Raw genomic sequence first — 14484 nt, 5'->3', positions numbered from 1 at the left:
GAGGCGCATGGCGGGCCAGGGAGGCTGCGATGAGCACGACACCGATCGACCGGGGCGGACCGGCGGCGTCGCGGTATGTGCCGATCGCTGAGCACGGGCTGATCGGCGATCTGCGCAGTGTGGCCCTGGTCGGGACGGACGGCACGATCGACTGGTACTGCTGCCCGGCCTTCGACGCACCGAGCGTCTTCGCGGCGATCCTGGACGCCGAGCGGGGTGGCTGCTTCGAGCTGGCGGCCGCGGTGCCGGCGAAGACCAAGCAGTTCTACTTCCCCGACACGAACGTCCTGATCACCCGGTTCTTCACCGAGGACGGCGTCGGCGAGGTGCAGGACTTCATGCCGGTCGACGGCGACTCGGTCGAGGCGGACCGCCACCGGCTGATCCGGCGCGTGGTGTGCGTGCGCGGGTCCATCCCGTTCCGGACGCGTGTGGCCCCGCGCTTCGACTACGGCGCCGCGCCGCACACCGTCCGGATGGCGGGCGACGTCGCGGTCTTCGAGTCGGAGAAGCTGTCGCTCGGGCTGACCGCGACCGTGCCGCTGGAGATGGACGGCCTGGACGCGTGCGCCGAGTTCAAGCTCGCCCAGGGCGAGTCGGCGGTGTTCGCGCTGGACCAGGTCGGCGGCGAGGTGAACCCGCGCCGGTGCGCGCGGACCGAGGCCGAGGAACAGTTCAGCAGCACGGTGGCGTACTGGCGGCGCTGGCTGTCCGCCTCCAAGTACCGGGGCCGCTGGCGGGAGATGGTGCACCGCTCCGCGCTCACCCTGAAGCTGCTCACCTACGCGCCCACCGGCGCCATCGTGGCCGCACCGACGACGAGCCTGCCCGAACAGCCCGGGGGCGAACGCAACTGGGACTACCGGTACGTTTGGATCCGCGACGCCGCCTTCTGCGTGTACGCCCTGCTGCGGCTGGGCTTCACCGGTGAGGCCGCGGCGTTCATGAACTTCCTGACCCAGTACGTCAGTCGCGGCGACGGCTGTCACGCCGGCCCGCTGCAGATCATGTACGGCATCGACGGCCGCACCGATCTGACCGAGCGCGAACTCGACCACCTGGAGGGACATCTGGGATCCGCCCCGGTGCGGGTCGGCAACGCCGCCGCCGGCCAGCTCCAACTGGACATCTACGGCGCGCTGATCGACTCCATCTACCTCTACGACAAGTGGGCGGAGCCGATCTCCAGCGACCAGTGGGACGACGTGTGCGCGCTGGTGGACTGGGTGTGCGAGCACTGGGACCAGCCCGACGAGGGCATCTGGGAGACCCGCGGCGGCCGCAAGAACTTCCTGTACTCGCGGCTGATGTGCTGGGTGGCGATCGAGCGGGGCATCCGCATGGCCAACCGGCGCGGTCTGCCCGCCGATCTGCCGCGCTGGCGGGAGTGCCGGGACACCATCTACCGGCGGATCATGAAGCGCGGCTGGTCCGAGACGAGGAAGGCCTTCGTCCAGCACGAGGACGGCGACGTGCTCGACGCGGCGGTGCTGATGATGCCGCTGTCGAAGTTCATCGCGCCGACCGACCCCAAGTGGCTGTCCACGCTGGACGCCCTCACCCAGGAGCTGGTGTCCGACTCGCTGGTCTACCGCTACGACCCGATGGCGAGCCCCGACGGACTGCGCGGCGACGAGGGCACGTTCTCGATCTGCTCGTTCTGGTACGTCGAGGCCATGGTCCGGGCCGGACGGATCGACGAGGCGCGGCTCGCCTTCGAGAAGATGCTCACGTACGCCAACCATCTGGGCCTGTACGCCGAGGAGATCAGCCACACCGGCGAGCAACAGGGCAACTTCCCGCAGGCGTTCACACATCTTGCCCTGATCAGTGCCGCCTTCAACCTGGACCGCGCCCTGGGATGACGGCACTTCTCACGGCAAAGGAAGCAGACATCCAACCACGGCGGCCTGCGCGGTGGCCACCGCGGCCGCCGGCCCGATCCCGTTCGTCGCGCTCATCGCCCCGCAACTGGCCCGCCGGCTCACCCGGGCCCCCGGCCCCAACCTCCTGGCCGCCACCTGCGCCGGCGCTCTGCTCGTGGTCGTCGCGGACTTCGCCTCGCAGCGGGCCCATGAGACGGCCCAGTTTGATCTGACCGTGCGGGCGGTGGCGCCAAGGCAACGAACGGTGCGAGGCCGGCCTCAACAACGCGGAAAGAGAAAGGACTCGACGATCCGGGTACCGTACTCCTGCCCGTGCACCCGGATCTCCGCGATCGCCACGAAGTCCCGTTGGTCGACCTCCGCCGCCAACTGCCGTGCCAGACCGGGGTCGCGCAGCAGCCGGGCCGAGCCGGCGGTGCCGAAGCCGTGGCAGCCCATCACGAGGAAGGCCGCGGTCCTGCCCGAGGGGTCGAAGGGATTCTGGCAACGCACGACCAGACCGTAGTCCTTGACGACCTTCTGCACGTCGGCGTCGTACTCAGGTGCATATCGGCGGTTGGCGATGGTGATCGCGACATCGTCCAGGTTGATGCTCACCGGCAGCCTGTCCTGGAGGGCGTCGAAGGCCCGACGGGAGACGTCGTTGACGGCCGGTCCACCGAGGATCAACAGATTCTCGGCGGAGAGCTCGGAGTCGGCGGCGTCCAGCGAGTCCGTGATCCGATACTCGATCCCGATCTTGTCGAAGGTCGGGGTGAACTCGAGCAGCACCCGGACCTCGTTGATGCTCGTACGGTGAGTGCTACGGGGCAGAGGCCCGCGCCGACAGGTGAGCACGAGCCCCAGGGGACGGCCGTTCTTCAGGATAGGCCGCCACATACGGCGCTCCGCCCGAGTCCTCCAGGCACCGATCGCGCGGTGTGCGGTGGCCGTACCGATCACCAGGATCACGCCGCCGGCGACTTCGGAAGCAACAGACGGTAACCCGTCCATCACACCGTTCACGGTGTGCCCTGCCCCCGGCCGGACAGGAGCAGGATCGCCGCGACCGTGGGAGCATGCGTGATCTCTCCGCCCAGCACCAGATTGCGCGCTTCCTCCAAGGGCACCCAGACCAGGCCGAATTCCGCGCCCCGCTGGGACAGCTCGAGCTTGTGAACCCGCACGAGATGAGTTCGGTGCACAGAGACGGAGAAGTCCATGTCCAGGGTGAGGAGTTCCTCGCCGTCCTGCGCCACACACCCCGACTCCTCGGACAGTTCGCGCAGGGCGGCTTCGACGAGGTGCTCCCCCTGGTTCACCTTCCCGCCGGGCAGTTCCAGAGTGGAGCGGTGGTGGGCCGCCCGTTCCTGCCGGACCAGCAGGACCTCTTCCGCATCGGTCACATGCAGGGCGCACACCGATTCGGGGAACACCACCCGCCCTCCGTCCAGCCGAAGCCCGTCCGGAAGTTCCATACGCCCCCCATTGCCCGATAGCGACGACCCGCCTGCGGTATCAGTGATTTCCCCTCAAAGACGCGGGCCATGCCGATCCTCAGTGCCCGTGTTCGGGCTCTTCCTCATGCGATGACTCCTGTGCGGTGACCGCACCCGCCCGGACCGTGAACGCCGCGGTGTGCACCTCCCCCTCGTGCTTGAAGTCGAGGAACAGCCGGTACGCGCCGCCGCTCGGTGCCGTGGCGTGGAACGAGATCTCGGGGCCGGGCTTGGTCCTTCCGTCGCCGGGTTCGCCGCCCGGGTGGACGTGGAGGTACGCGAGGTCGCCGGAGCGCAGGGCCACCAGGTGGCCGTAGGCGCCGAGGTAGGGCTGGAGGTTCGTGACGGGGCGACCGTCACGGGAGACCTTCAGCTTGAGTTCGCTCTCCTTGCCCGGGCTCAGTGCGCCGTCCAGGCGGACCTCGTAGCCGTGGATCTTCGCGGTGGTGTTCGGCGCGGGCAGTCGCTGGGGCTGGTAGGGGCCGGAGGCGGCCAGGTCCGCGCCGAGGACGAGGTTCTCGGCGCCCTTCTTCGCCGGGGTGAAGTCGGCGAAGACCCGGTAGCCGCCCGCGCGGGGCAGCTCGACGGGGATGCTCCAGGTGCCGTCGGCGGCACGGGTGGGGTGCAGATGGCGGTAGGTCACCAGGTCGCGCGAGGCCACGATGAGGTGCAGTTCCTTCTCGTGCTCGCGCCGGAACGCGGTGACGGCGCGGCCGGCGCTGTCGCGGATCACGAAGTTCAGGTCGGAGCGCTTCCCCGCGGTGACGCTCGGGGTCTTCAGGTCGAGGGTGTAGCCACCCTCGGAGATCTGGAGCCCGCCCGGCGTCGTCTCCTGCCCGCCGCCTCCCTGCGGTGCCGGCGAGGCTTCGCTGTGGCTCTCGTGGCGGGCGGGCGCCGGGCCCTCGGCGACGGGGTCGACGCCCTTACCCACGCCGTAGGCGGTGCCGAAGGTCGCGGCCAGTGCGGCGGCGAACGCGGTGATCCTCAGTCCGGCATGCATGGCGGTCTCCTGTGGGTCGGGTCCTTCGATATGGTCTTTGGTGCACTTCAGCATACCCCCCAGGGGTATGGAGTCAAAGCGATTCCCGACTTGCCTTGCGTACCCCCTAGGGGTATACATGGACATCGCAAGGATACCCCCGCCCCGTATAGCGGTTAACTTCAGCCCCGCCCCTCAGGAGGAACCCATGTCCACCACCACCTACGCCGTCTCCGGTATGAGCTGCGCCCACTGCAAGGCCACGCTCACCAAGGTCATCGGCGAGCTGGACGGCGTCACCGGCGTCGATGTCGATCTCGTGGCCGGGCAGGTCACCGTCACCAGCGCCGCCGAAGCCGACGACGCCCTGATCGCCGAGGTCGTCGACGACGCCGGCTACGAGCTGACCGGCCGCGCGGCCTGACCCGCACCCCGAACCGCCGGGTCCCGGCCGCACCGGGCTCGGCCCGCACCCCGCACGAGGAGCAGCGATGACCACCACCGCGTCCGACCCCACGACCGAGGTAGAGCTCGCCATCGGCGGCATGACCTGCGCCTCGTGCGCGGCGCGCATCGAGAAGAAGCTGAACCGGATGGACGGCGTGACCGCCACCGTCAACTACGCCACCGAGAAGGCGAAGGTCAGCTACGGCGGTGACGTCTCCGTCCAGGACCTGATCGCCACCGTGGAGGCGACCGGGTACACCGCGCAGGAGCCCGCGCCGCCCGTGCGGGAAGAGGCCGGGGGCGCCGACGAGGACGATGAACTGCGACCACTGCGGCAGCGGTTGGTCACCGCCGTGACGCTGGCCGTGCCCGTCGTGGCGATGGCCATGATCCCGGCCCTGCAGTTCGAGTACTGGCAGTGGCTGTCACTCACGCTGGCGGCGCCCGTCGTGACGTATGCGGCATGGCCCTTCCACAAGGCGGCGCTGACCAATCTGCGGCACGGCGCCGCCACCATGGACACGCTGATCTCGGTCGGTACGTCGGCCGCGTTCCTGTGGTCGCTGTGGGCGCTGTTCCTCGGCACCGCGGGCGAGCCGGGCATGACCCACCCCTTCGAGCTGACCATCTCCCGCGGTGACGGCTCGGGGAACATCTATCTGGAGGCGGCCGCCGGTGTCACCGCGTTCATCCTGGCGGGGCGCTACTTCGAGGCCCGTTCAAAGCGCAAGGCGGGCGCGGCGCTGAAGGCGCTGCTGGAGCTGGGCGCCAAGGACGTCACGGTACTGGGCGCGGACGGCGGCGAACGGACCATAGCCGTCTCGGAGTTGACGGTCGGCGACCGCTTCCTCGTGCGCCCCGGCGAGAAGATCGCCACCGACGGCACGGTCGTCGAGGGTTCGTCGGCGGTGGACGCCTCGATGCTGACGGGCGAGTCCGTGCCGGTCGAGGTCGCGCAGGGCGACCCGGTCACCGGGGCGACGATCAACGCCGGCGGCCGTCTCGTCGTCGAGGCCACCCGCGTGGGCGCCGACACCCAACTCGCGCGGATGGCGAAGCTGGTGGAGGACGCGCAGAACGGCAAGGCAGCCGCGCAGCGGCTCGCCGACCGGATCTCCGCCGTCTTCGTGCCGATCGTGATCGCCCTCGCGCTGGGCACCCTGGGCTTCTGGCTCGGCAACGGCGCCGGGCCGGCCGCCGCCTTCACCGCCGGGGTCGCCGTACTGATCATCGCCTGCCCGTGCGCCCTGGGCCTGGCCACACCGACCGCACTGATGGTGGGCACCGGGCGGGGCGCGCAGCTCGGGATCCTGATCAAGGGTCCGGAGGTGCTGGAGTCCACGCGCAAGGTGGACACGATCGTCCTGGACAAGACGGGCACCGTGACCACCGGCCGGATGACCCTGCTGGCCGTGCACACCACCGAGGAGGCCGACGAGGCCGAAGTCCTGCGGCTGGCGGGCGCGTTGGAGCACGCCTCCGAGCATCCGATCGCCCGTGCCGTGGCCGACGGGGCGCTGGAGAAGCTGGGTGCGCTGCCCACGCCCGAGGACTTCGCGAACGTGCCCGGGCTCGGCGTGCAGGGCATCGTCGACGGCCACGCGGTGCTCGTGGGCCGGGAGCGGCTTCTCGAAGAGTGGGCCATGGAACTGCCGGAGGACCTCGCACGCGCCAAGTCCGAGGCCGAGGCGGCCGGCCGTACCGCCGTCGCGGTCGCCTGGGACGGCGAGGCACGGGCGGTCCTCGATGTCGCCGACGCGGTGAAGGAGACCAGCCCCGAAGCGGTCCGGCGACTGCGCACCCTCGGCCTCACCCCGATCCTGCTGACCGGCGACAACGAGGCCGTCGCCCACGCCGTCGCCCGCGAGGTCGGTATCGCGCCCGAGGACGTCATCGCCGAGGTACTGCCGCAGGACAAGGCCGATGTCGTCAAGCGCCTTCAGGGCGAGGGGCGTTCGGTCGCGATGGTCGGTGACGGCGTCAACGACGCGGCCGCCCTGGCGCAGGCCGACCTGGGCCTGGCGATGGGCACCGGCACGGACGCCGCGATCGAGGCCGGCGATCTCACCCTGGTGCGCGGCGATCTGCGGGTCGCCGCCGACGCGATCCGGCTGGCCCGCAGGACACTCGGCACGATCCGGTCGAACCTGTTCTGGGCCTTCGCCTACAACGTCGGCGCGCTGCCGCTCGCCGCGGCCGGACTGCTCAACCCGATGATCGCCGGGGCGGCCATGGCGTTCTCGTCGGTGTTCGTGGTCGGCAACTCGCTGCGGCTGCGCTCGTTCCGGGCCGCGAGCTGATTCATCGGCAGGAAGGATGAGGGGGCGCCGCGCAGGCGGCGCCCCCTCATCCTTGACTGCGTGTCAGCCGAGGGCCTTCACGGCCTGGTAGTACGTCCACGCCGTGCTGTTGCAGGCGCTCTTCGTCGCACCGCTGTAGTTCGCGCACACACGCTTGAGGTCCTCGTAGAAGGCGCTGTCGAGGCGCGACTTATTGGCGTCGAACCCGCCCAGCGCCTTGTAGTTGCGGTACCCGAAGTCGTGCCGGGCGCAGGACGTGGCGAAGGGGAAGCCGAACGGGTTGTCGGGCGAGGAGGAGCAGTAGTCCGTGGACCAGTCGAACCCGTACGCGGACCAGGCGGACTGGTTGGCGCGGGCGGCGACCCAGGCGTTGTAGCTGGACGCGCTGGTCTGGGTCCAACCGGCCAGTACCTGGGGCTTGTCGGCGGGAGCGGCGGTCGCGGCCGGGGCGCCGGCGAGGACGGTCGCGAGGGAGAGGGTTGAGGCGGCAAGACCGGTGGCGAGTCTGCGGTGCATTCCACACCTCCATGAGGCTGCGACCCGCCGATCGGGTCGCAGGTTCATGACAAGATGATCGGCACCCGAACAGCCCTTTCCCACCGCATGCGCCCTAATGGCCCCTTAACTCTTGGACCTGCCGGGAGATCGGAGGATGAACCCGACGGGATGCCGCCGAGAGCCGTTCTCCGAGCATTCACGACGCCCTCACGTCAGGGCGGTTGAGCCCATCCGCCGTCGAACTAGCTTCTAGTGGTCGCCCGAACCGACTCGCCCCGAACCGAAACGAGTGAGGTTTCGATGTCCGCAGGACCTGCCCTCGCCGGCCTGGCCGTGGCCGCGTTGCTCGCCTCCCCGGCGGCCGCTCACGCGACTCCGCACGACGGCTTCGGCGTATCGCCGCACAAGACCCCCTTCGACCTCCAGGCCCACCGCGGCGGCATCGGCATGACGACCGAGTCGACCCTGGAGGGGTTCGGCAAGGCGCTGCGTCTCGGAGTCTCCACCTTGGAGCTGGACACGCAGGTCACCAAGGACGAGAGGGTCGTCGTCACCCACGACCGGCAGGTCAGTGCCCAGAAGTGCAAGGACACGGCACCGGTCACGCCGGGCGACCCGCTGTATCCGTATGTCGGCAAGTACATCAAGGACTTGACGCTCGCTCAGATCAGCACGATGGACTGCGGGTACCGGCAACTGCCCGGCTACCCCGAGCAGGAGCAGATCAAGGGCGCCCGCATGGTCGAGTTGAAGGACGTACTGAACCTGGTCAAGAGCTACCGGGCCCGGCAGGTCCAGCTCAACATCGAGACCAAGGTCGAGGCGGGCGCCCAGGAACAGACCGCGCCGCGTGAGCTGTTCGTACGCCGGGTGTTCGAGGAGATCCGCCGCTCGGGCATCGAGCGCCAGGTCACGATCCAGTCCTTCGACTGGGGCGCGCTGAAGGCGATGCACAAGCTGGCGCCGAGGTGGCCGCTGGTCGCACTGACCAACTACGACTTCCTCCAGGTCGGCAAGCCCGGCGCCTCCCCGTGGCTCGGCGGGATCGACGCCGACGACTACGACGGCGACTTCGTCAAGGCCGCCGCCACCGTCCCCGGCGTCAAGGTCCTCTCCCCCAACTACGGCTTCCCGCAGAGCGGCAAGATCGGCGACCCGGGCTTCCGCTTCTACCCCGACCGGACGATGATCCGCGAGGCCCACGCCCGCGGCCTGAAGGTCGTCCCGTGGACCTGCGACGACCCGGCCACCGTCGAAGCCCTGATGGACATGGGCGTCGACGGCATCATCACCAACTACCCCGACCGGGTACGGCAGATCATGGCCGACCGCGGCCTGCGCCTGCCCAAGCCGTACTACTCGCGCTAAGCCGCCCGCCTCCCCTCCGCGTCCTCCCTCCGTACGTCCACGGCGGCGAGCGCCAGGGCCAGCGGCCCCGGGGCGAGGAAGGCGAGCGGCAGCAGCATCCACGCGCAGAGGGCGGCGGTGGCCACCGCGAGCAGCACCAGGCCGCTGCCGCCCACGTCCCGCACGGAATCCCGGGCTGCCTCGCGCACCGCCGCACGCCAGTCGGAGAGCGAGTCGCGGCGGGCGCAGGCCCTGAGGCCCACCACCGTGACGCAGACGCCGATCGCGGCGGCCGTCACCGCGAACAGCGGCGCACCCGGGAGTCCCGCCCCCGCCAGCGCCAGGTCGGCGGCGAACAGCAGCGCCCCCGCCACCGCGAGGGCGCCCGCCGCCAGGTCGCCGACGCGCAGCCGCCGCCGTAGCAGCGCGAAGTACCGCCCGGCGGTGGCGGGTCGGCCCTCCCGCGCACCTCGCAGCACCGCGCATGCCGTAGACAGCGCGGCCGGGGCGGTCAGCAGCGGCAGACCGGCGACGGCCGTGGCGAGGCCGACGCTCAGTACATCGGCGAAGAGTGTCGTCCGCGGGCCGAACACCTCGCCCGCCTCACGTACCGGCATCCCGCTCACCCCTTGAGTCCGGAGCTGGCCATGCCCTCCACCAGCAGGCGCTGGAAGGCGAGGAAGAACAGCACGATCGGCAGCAGCGCGATCACGGACATCGCGAACATCGGTCCGAACGCCGAGGTGCTGGAGGCGTCCACGAACGACCGCAGGGCCAGCGTGAGCGTGAACTTGTCCGGGTCGAAGAGGTAGATGAGCTGGGTGAAGAAGTCGTTCCAGGTCCAGATGAAGGTGAAGATGGCGGTCGTGATCAGCGCGGGGCGCGTAAGCGGCAGCACTACCTGGAAGAAGCTGCGGAACGGGCCGCAGCCGTCGATACGGGCCGCCTCCTCCAGCTCGCGCGGCAGACCGCGCATGAACTGCACGATGAGGAACACGAAGAAGGCTTCCGTGGCGAGGAACTTCGGGAGTATCAGCGGCCAGTAGGTGTTCACCAGACCGAGCTGGTTGAAGATGATGTACTGCGGGATCAGCACCGCGTGGTGCGGCAGCATGATCGTCGCGATCATGAACGCGAACAGCGGTCCGCGGAAGCGGAAGCGCAGCCGTGCGAAGGCGTAGGCGGCGAGCGAGCAGCTGATCACGTTGCCGAGGACCGCGCCGCCCGCGATCAGCAGCGAGTTGGTCAGCAGCCGCCAGATGGAGACGTCGTTGACGCCGTCCAGGGCCGTGGAGTAGTTCGACCATTCCAGACGGCTCGGCAGCAGGTCGAGGCTCGCGATGACCTCGACGGCCGGCTTGAGCGAGGTGGCCAGCAGCCACGCCAGCGGGTACAGCATCACCAGCAGGGCGGCCAGACAGCCGAGGTGCAGGGCGATCCCGCCCCAGCGAACCGGCTTTCGGGAAACGGTGGTCGGTAGGGCGGTCATCGGTCCCCCTCGGAGGCGTAGAAGACCCAGGAGCGCGAGGTGCGGAACAGCACCGCCGTGACGGCGCCGATCACGATCAGCAGCACCCAGGCCATGGCGGAGGCGTAGCCCATGTGGGAGGCGACGAAGCCGCGGTCGTAGAGGTAGTGGGTGTAGACGAGGGTCGAGTCGGCGGGGCCGCCCTTGCCGGCGCTGAGGGCGAAGGCGGGCGTGAAGACCTGGAAGGCCTGGATGGTCTGGAGGACCAGGTTGAAGAACAGGACCGGGGACAGCATCGGCACCGTCACGGACAGGAACTGCCGCCACTTCCCGGCCCCATCCACGGCGGCCGCCTCGTACAGCTCGCCAGGGATCTGCTGGAGGCCGGCGAGGAAGATGACCATCGGCGCCCCGAACTGCCACACCGTCAGCAGCGCTACGGCGAGCAGCGCCCAGCCGGGCTTGTTGACCCAGCCGCCGGTGCCGAACAGGTTGTCCACGGTGCCGCCGTCGTTGAAGATCGCGCGCCACACGAGGGCGATGGACATCGACGCGCCGAGCAGCGAGGGGGCGTAGAAGGCGGACCGGTAGAAGCCCTTGCCGCGTTTCATGGACTTCAGGGCGAGCGCGACGACGAGAGCGAGCGCGAGTTGCAGCGGCACGGCGATGACGACGTACGTCACGGTGGTCACCACCGACCGCCAGTAGCGCGGGTCCTCGGTGAACATCTGGACGTAGTTGCGCAGGCCCACCCAGCGCGGCGGGTTGAACAGGTCGTAGTCGGTGAAGGACAGGTACAGCGACACGGCCATCGGCAGCAGCGTCAGAACGGTCGCGCCGAGCACCCACGGGGACAGGAACACCCAGGCGGGGCCCTGGCGTTCGCGCCTGGGCCGGCGCTTCGGGACGGCGGCGGTGGCGGGCTGCGCCTTTGTGGGGATCGTGGTGGTGGTCATGACCTCAGCTCCGCCTTCGCTTCGGTGACGTAGTTCTCGGCCGCCTCGCGGGGTGACATGCGCTCGTACGACACCTGGTCGTAGTCGCGCTGGAAGGTGGTCTGCAGGGCGTTGTCGCCCGAGGGCGGGGCCTGCGGCGGGTCCTTGAGGGTGCCTTCCAGGGAGGCCTGGTACGCGGCGATCGTCTTGTCGAAGTCCTTGAGCTGCGGCTCGATCTCCTCGCGGACGGAGTCGTTGACGGGGATGCCGCGGGTGGCGCCGAGGAGCTTCGCGGCCTCCTGGTCGTTGATGAGGAAGTCGACGAGCTGTGCCGCCTCCTTGGGGTGACCGGTGTTGGCCCCGACGCCCAGGAACATCGACGGCTTGAAGTACTGACCGGGGGTGCCGTCCGCACCGGACGGCATCGGCGCGAGTGCGACGCCACTCGGTATGAGGGCGAGGTAACCGCTCGCCGGGGCATCCCAGTTGGTGTCGGACATGGCCTCGCCGCGCCCGAGCGGGGTGTTCTCCACGGAGCCGTCGAGCTGTGTGGTCTGCTCGGCGGGCGAGACGACGCCCTCGCGCCGGAGCTTGTCGGTGAACGTCCACCAGCGAGTCAGGTCGTCGGCGGTGAAGCCGAGGCCGCCGTCCTTCGTGTAGAGGGACTTGCCCTGGCCGCGCAGCCAGACCTCGAAGGAGTCCTCGCTCCAGCCGGGGTCCGTGGCGCCGGGCTTGCCGGTCTTCTTCGCCAACGCCCGCATGGTGTCGGCCCATTCACTCCAGGTCCAGCTCTTGCCCGGGAGCGGCACGCCGGACGCCTTCCACGCCTCGACGTCGTAGGCGACGGTCTCGGTGCCGCGGCCCTGCGGAATCGCGTACTGCGTGCCGTCGAGCCGGCCGGTGGCGAGCAGGCCCGCGTCGATCTCCTCGGTGCGCAGTACGGCCTTCTGCTCGGCGAGGTCGAGCAGGACGCCGCCGGTGGCGTACTGGTCGATCTGGCGGTAGTCGAGCTGCATCACATCGGGGGCGTCGCCGCCCGCGGCCTGGGTGGCGAGCTTCTGTTTGTACGCCTCGTAGGCGGAGAACGACGTCTGCACCTGGATGTTCGGGTGCTGTTTCTCGAACAGGGCGACGGCCTGCTCGGTGCGTTCCGCGCGGTCGGGGTTGCCCCACCACGTGTAGCGCAGCACGACCTTGCCGCCGCCGACCGACTCCCCGGATCCTCCGCAGCCCGCCAGCATCACGCAGAGCGCGAGTGCGGCGGCCGACGCGCAGAACCCCTTTGTCCTGTGTCCGGGCATGCCGAGGTCACCTCTCTTCTCCTCGGACCTTCTTGACGGCCCCCCTCTGCCCCCCTGGGAAAGCGCGGTTACTCGCCGCCGTACGGCAGCGTCGTGCCGGGCAGGTTGTACTCGTCCCGGCGGCCGCACATACCGAAGCCGCCCAGCCGGGTGGGCGCGGTCTCGTACGCGGTCGCGTCGGTGAGGTACGCCGGCTCGCCGGCCTCCAGCGCATCGAGCTGGGCGCCCGTGCGTTCGGCGGTGGCCAGCGCCCCCGCCCGCCACAGCTCCCGCCAGTTCGGCACCTTGGCACGCACGAGCCGGGCGGCGGCACGCTGGAAGTCCCGGTACGGGCCGTTGTCGCCGGCCACGAGCGCCTCGCGCAGGGCCAGGTAGCCCTCGACGGCGAGGTCCCTGCGGCGGCGCGCGGCGGCGGCCGTCTCCGGGCCGGTGCCCGGCGGGAGCGCTGCGGCGGCCGCGTACCGCTCCGGATCCGCGAGCACCTCGGGCGGGAAGGTGAAGACGGCGTCCCCGGCTTCCGGCAGCCCGCTGTTCTGCATCAGCACGGTGATGCGCAGATCGCCGCCCTGCACCATGCGGTGCACGGTCCCGGGCGTGAACCAGGCGACCGAGCCCGGCTCCAGCGGGATGTCCCGGTACCCGTCCGGGCTCAGGGTCTGTACGGCACCCCGGCCGCCCGTGACGACGTACGCCTCCGTACACACCAGGTGCAGATGCGGGCTGCCGCCGCACACGCCGTCGGCGGCCTCCCAGTCGTAGGCACTGAGGTGGGACAGGCCCACGGCGCCGGGCAGCGGGTGCGGAAGGTTGGGCTTCACCACGGCATTCCCTCCAGGTGGGAGGCCACCCGCTCCCGGTCCCAGGCCCCGTCGGCGAACACGACCCGGTACCGGTACGCGAAGGACTCACCGGGCGGCAGCTCGAACTCCTCGAAGAACGCCCAGGAGAACGCCACGGTCGGGATCGGCTCGGAGCGCACGAACCAGTGCGACTCGTGGATCGCGGCCTTCTCGTCGAGGTTCTCGGGTGCGTGCGCGAAGACGAGCGTGGAGTGGCCGTCGGTGTCGTCGTGCTCGGTGGTGAAGGCGAGCCACGGGCCCTGTGTGCCCATCAGCTTGCCCGCGTCCGCTCCCGCTCCCCCGTCGAGGTCGGGCCCGAAGGCGGTGCCCCCGGTGAAGTCGCGGGGGCCGCGCCACTGGAGCCCCGTGTAGCCGGCCATCTCCCGGCCCGCTGTGGTGGGCGAGCCGAAGGACAGAGGCTCGGCACGGACGTTGGTCAGCCGGATCGACCAGTCCATGGCCCAGGCGCCGGCCGTCTCGTCCACCGAGTGGACGGTGAGCCCGCGCACCTCGCGTGCCCACTCCTCACCGCCGTTCTCCACCCAGGTGAGCTCCTCGGTGAAGGCGAGCCGGTCGTCCTCGACCGTGAACTCGCCGAAGCCGTCGTGCCGCATCGAGCCGATGCGCTCGGGCAGCGGGAGGTAACCCTCGCCGTGCACATAGCAGTTGCCGCCCCAGAAGTTCTGGCCGGACAGATGGCTCGCGGTCATCTGCAGGCCCTTGTGCCAGCGGTGGTCGCTGGGCCGATAGCCGGTCACGGTGTGCCCGGCGAGGGTGCGCACGGGGTGGGCGTACGGCTTGCGGGACTCGAAGGCATCCGGGTCGGGGCGGTAGACGTACCGCAGGATCTCGGTGCCGTTCGCAGCCGTGACCGCGATGTGGTCGCCGTGCGCGTGGGTGACGCGGATGCTCATTAGAGGACCATCCCTTCTGCAGCCCTGGGTAGGGTTGTGACCTCTCGGTCCCGGTGGGTGCACGGCCAAGGGTGCGAGCCAGGTGATGGCCA

Annotated in this window: 14 protein-coding genes and 1 pseudogene; 5 read left to right on the top strand and 10 right to left on the bottom strand. The window is 70.1% G+C overall.

Annotated features, from left to right (window positions below; translation table 11 throughout):
• Positions 1-29 precede the first annotated feature (29 nt).
• Positions 30-1865: a glycoside hydrolase family 15 protein gene (locus IF78_RS0106295; protein WP_031483939.1), complete on the top strand. Its 1836-nt coding sequence runs from the start codon at positions 30-32 to the stop codon at positions 1863-1865.
• A 49-nt stretch (positions 1866-1914) separates the two neighbouring features.
• Positions 1915-2103, top strand: a pseudogene (locus IF78_RS45740) (iron chelate uptake ABC transporter family permease subunit); the annotation flags it as partial.
• A 41-nt stretch (positions 2104-2144) separates the two neighbouring features.
• On the opposite strand, the gene IF78_RS48825 reads toward IF78_RS45740, so the two are convergent.
• From IF78_RS48825 to IF78_RS0106280, 3 genes are all read right to left on the bottom strand, one after another.
• Entirely contained in the window at positions 2145-2657 is a 513-nt protein-coding gene (locus IF78_RS48825) for a hypothetical protein (protein WP_031483938.1), read from the bottom strand.
• A 230-nt stretch (positions 2658-2887) separates the two neighbouring features.
• On the bottom strand, positions 2888-3343 hold the full coding sequence (locus tag IF78_RS44880) for an NUDIX hydrolase (RefSeq protein ID WP_078662330.1): 456 nt from the start codon (positions 3341-3343) through the stop codon (positions 2888-2890).
• A gap of 79 nt (positions 3344-3422) precedes the next feature.
• Positions 3423-4364, bottom strand: a complete 942-nt coding sequence (locus IF78_RS0106280; protein WP_031483936.1) for a hypothetical protein — start codon at positions 4362-4364, stop codon at positions 3423-3425.
• Positions 4365-4551: 187 nt separating this feature from the next.
• Here IF78_RS0106280 and IF78_RS0106275 point away from each other — a divergent pair, with 187 nt between their 5' ends.
• Entirely contained in the window at positions 4552-4767 is a 216-nt protein-coding gene (locus IF78_RS0106275; RefSeq protein WP_031483935.1) for a heavy-metal-associated domain-containing protein, read from the top strand.
• A gap of 67 nt (positions 4768-4834) precedes the next feature.
• The gene (locus IF78_RS0106270) at positions 4835-7090 is read left to right on the top strand and encodes a heavy metal translocating P-type ATPase (protein WP_031483934.1); all 2256 of its coding nucleotides are present in this window, start codon (positions 4835-4837) and stop codon (positions 7088-7090) included.
• 63 nt (positions 7091-7153) lie between these two features.
• Here the strand turns inward: IF78_RS0106270 and IF78_RS0106265 are convergent, their stop codons facing one another.
• The gene (locus IF78_RS0106265) at positions 7154-7606 is read right to left on the bottom strand and encodes a phospholipase (RefSeq protein ID WP_031483933.1); all 453 of its coding nucleotides are present in this window, start codon (positions 7604-7606) and stop codon (positions 7154-7156) included.
• A gap of 282 nt (positions 7607-7888) precedes the next feature.
• On the opposite strand from IF78_RS0106265, the gene IF78_RS0106260 reads away from it, so the two are divergent.
• A complete protein-coding gene (locus IF78_RS0106260; RefSeq protein ID WP_031483932.1) occupies positions 7889-8956 on the top strand; it encodes a glycerophosphodiester phosphodiesterase family protein in 1068 nt (355 codons plus the stop codon).
• On the opposite strand, the gene IF78_RS0106255 is transcribed toward IF78_RS0106260, so the two are convergent.
• The 6 genes from IF78_RS0106255 to IF78_RS0106230 all read right to left on the bottom strand — a co-directional run bounded on the left by IF78_RS0106255 (position 8953) and on the right by IF78_RS0106230 (position 14392).
• Entirely contained in the window at positions 8953-9552 is a 600-nt protein-coding gene (locus IF78_RS0106255; RefSeq protein WP_031483930.1) for a hypothetical protein, read from the bottom strand. The two genes, IF78_RS0106260 and IF78_RS0106255, sit on opposite strands and share 4 nt — an antisense overlap.
• Positions 9553-9557: 5 nt before the next feature.
• Positions 9558-10424 (bottom strand): carbohydrate ABC transporter permease, encoded by an 867-nt coding sequence (locus IF78_RS0106250; RefSeq protein WP_031483928.1) that lies wholly within the window; start codon positions 10422-10424, stop codon positions 9558-9560.
• Entirely contained in the window at positions 10421-11359 is a 939-nt protein-coding gene (locus IF78_RS0106245) for a carbohydrate ABC transporter permease (protein WP_031483926.1), read from the bottom strand. The genes IF78_RS0106250 and IF78_RS0106245 overlap by 4 nt, the downstream gene beginning before the upstream one ends.
• A complete protein-coding gene (locus IF78_RS0106240; protein ID WP_031483924.1) occupies positions 11356-12639 on the bottom strand; it encodes an ABC transporter substrate-binding protein in 1284 nt (427 codons plus the stop codon). Before IF78_RS0106240 ends, IF78_RS0106245 begins: the two co-directional genes overlap by 4 nt.
• 68 nt (positions 12640-12707) lie before the next feature.
• Complete coding sequence (locus tag IF78_RS0106235; RefSeq protein WP_031483922.1) at positions 12708-13460, bottom strand: cupin domain-containing protein; 753 nt, start codon at positions 13458-13460, stop codon at positions 12708-12710.
• Entirely contained in the window at positions 13454-14392 is a 939-nt protein-coding gene (locus IF78_RS0106230; RefSeq protein WP_031483920.1) for a DUF6807 domain-containing protein, read from the bottom strand. Before IF78_RS0106230 ends, IF78_RS0106235 begins: the two co-directional genes overlap by 7 nt.
• Positions 14393-14484 lie beyond the last annotated feature (92 nt).

This window comes from Streptomyces bicolor (genome assembly GCF_000719285.1).
Lineage (GTDB): Bacteria > Actinomycetota > Actinomycetes > Streptomycetales > Streptomycetaceae > Streptomyces > Streptomyces bicolor.
The sequence above is the reverse complement of the archived record's forward strand: the minus strand, read 5'-3'. Positions and strand labels throughout refer to the sequence as shown.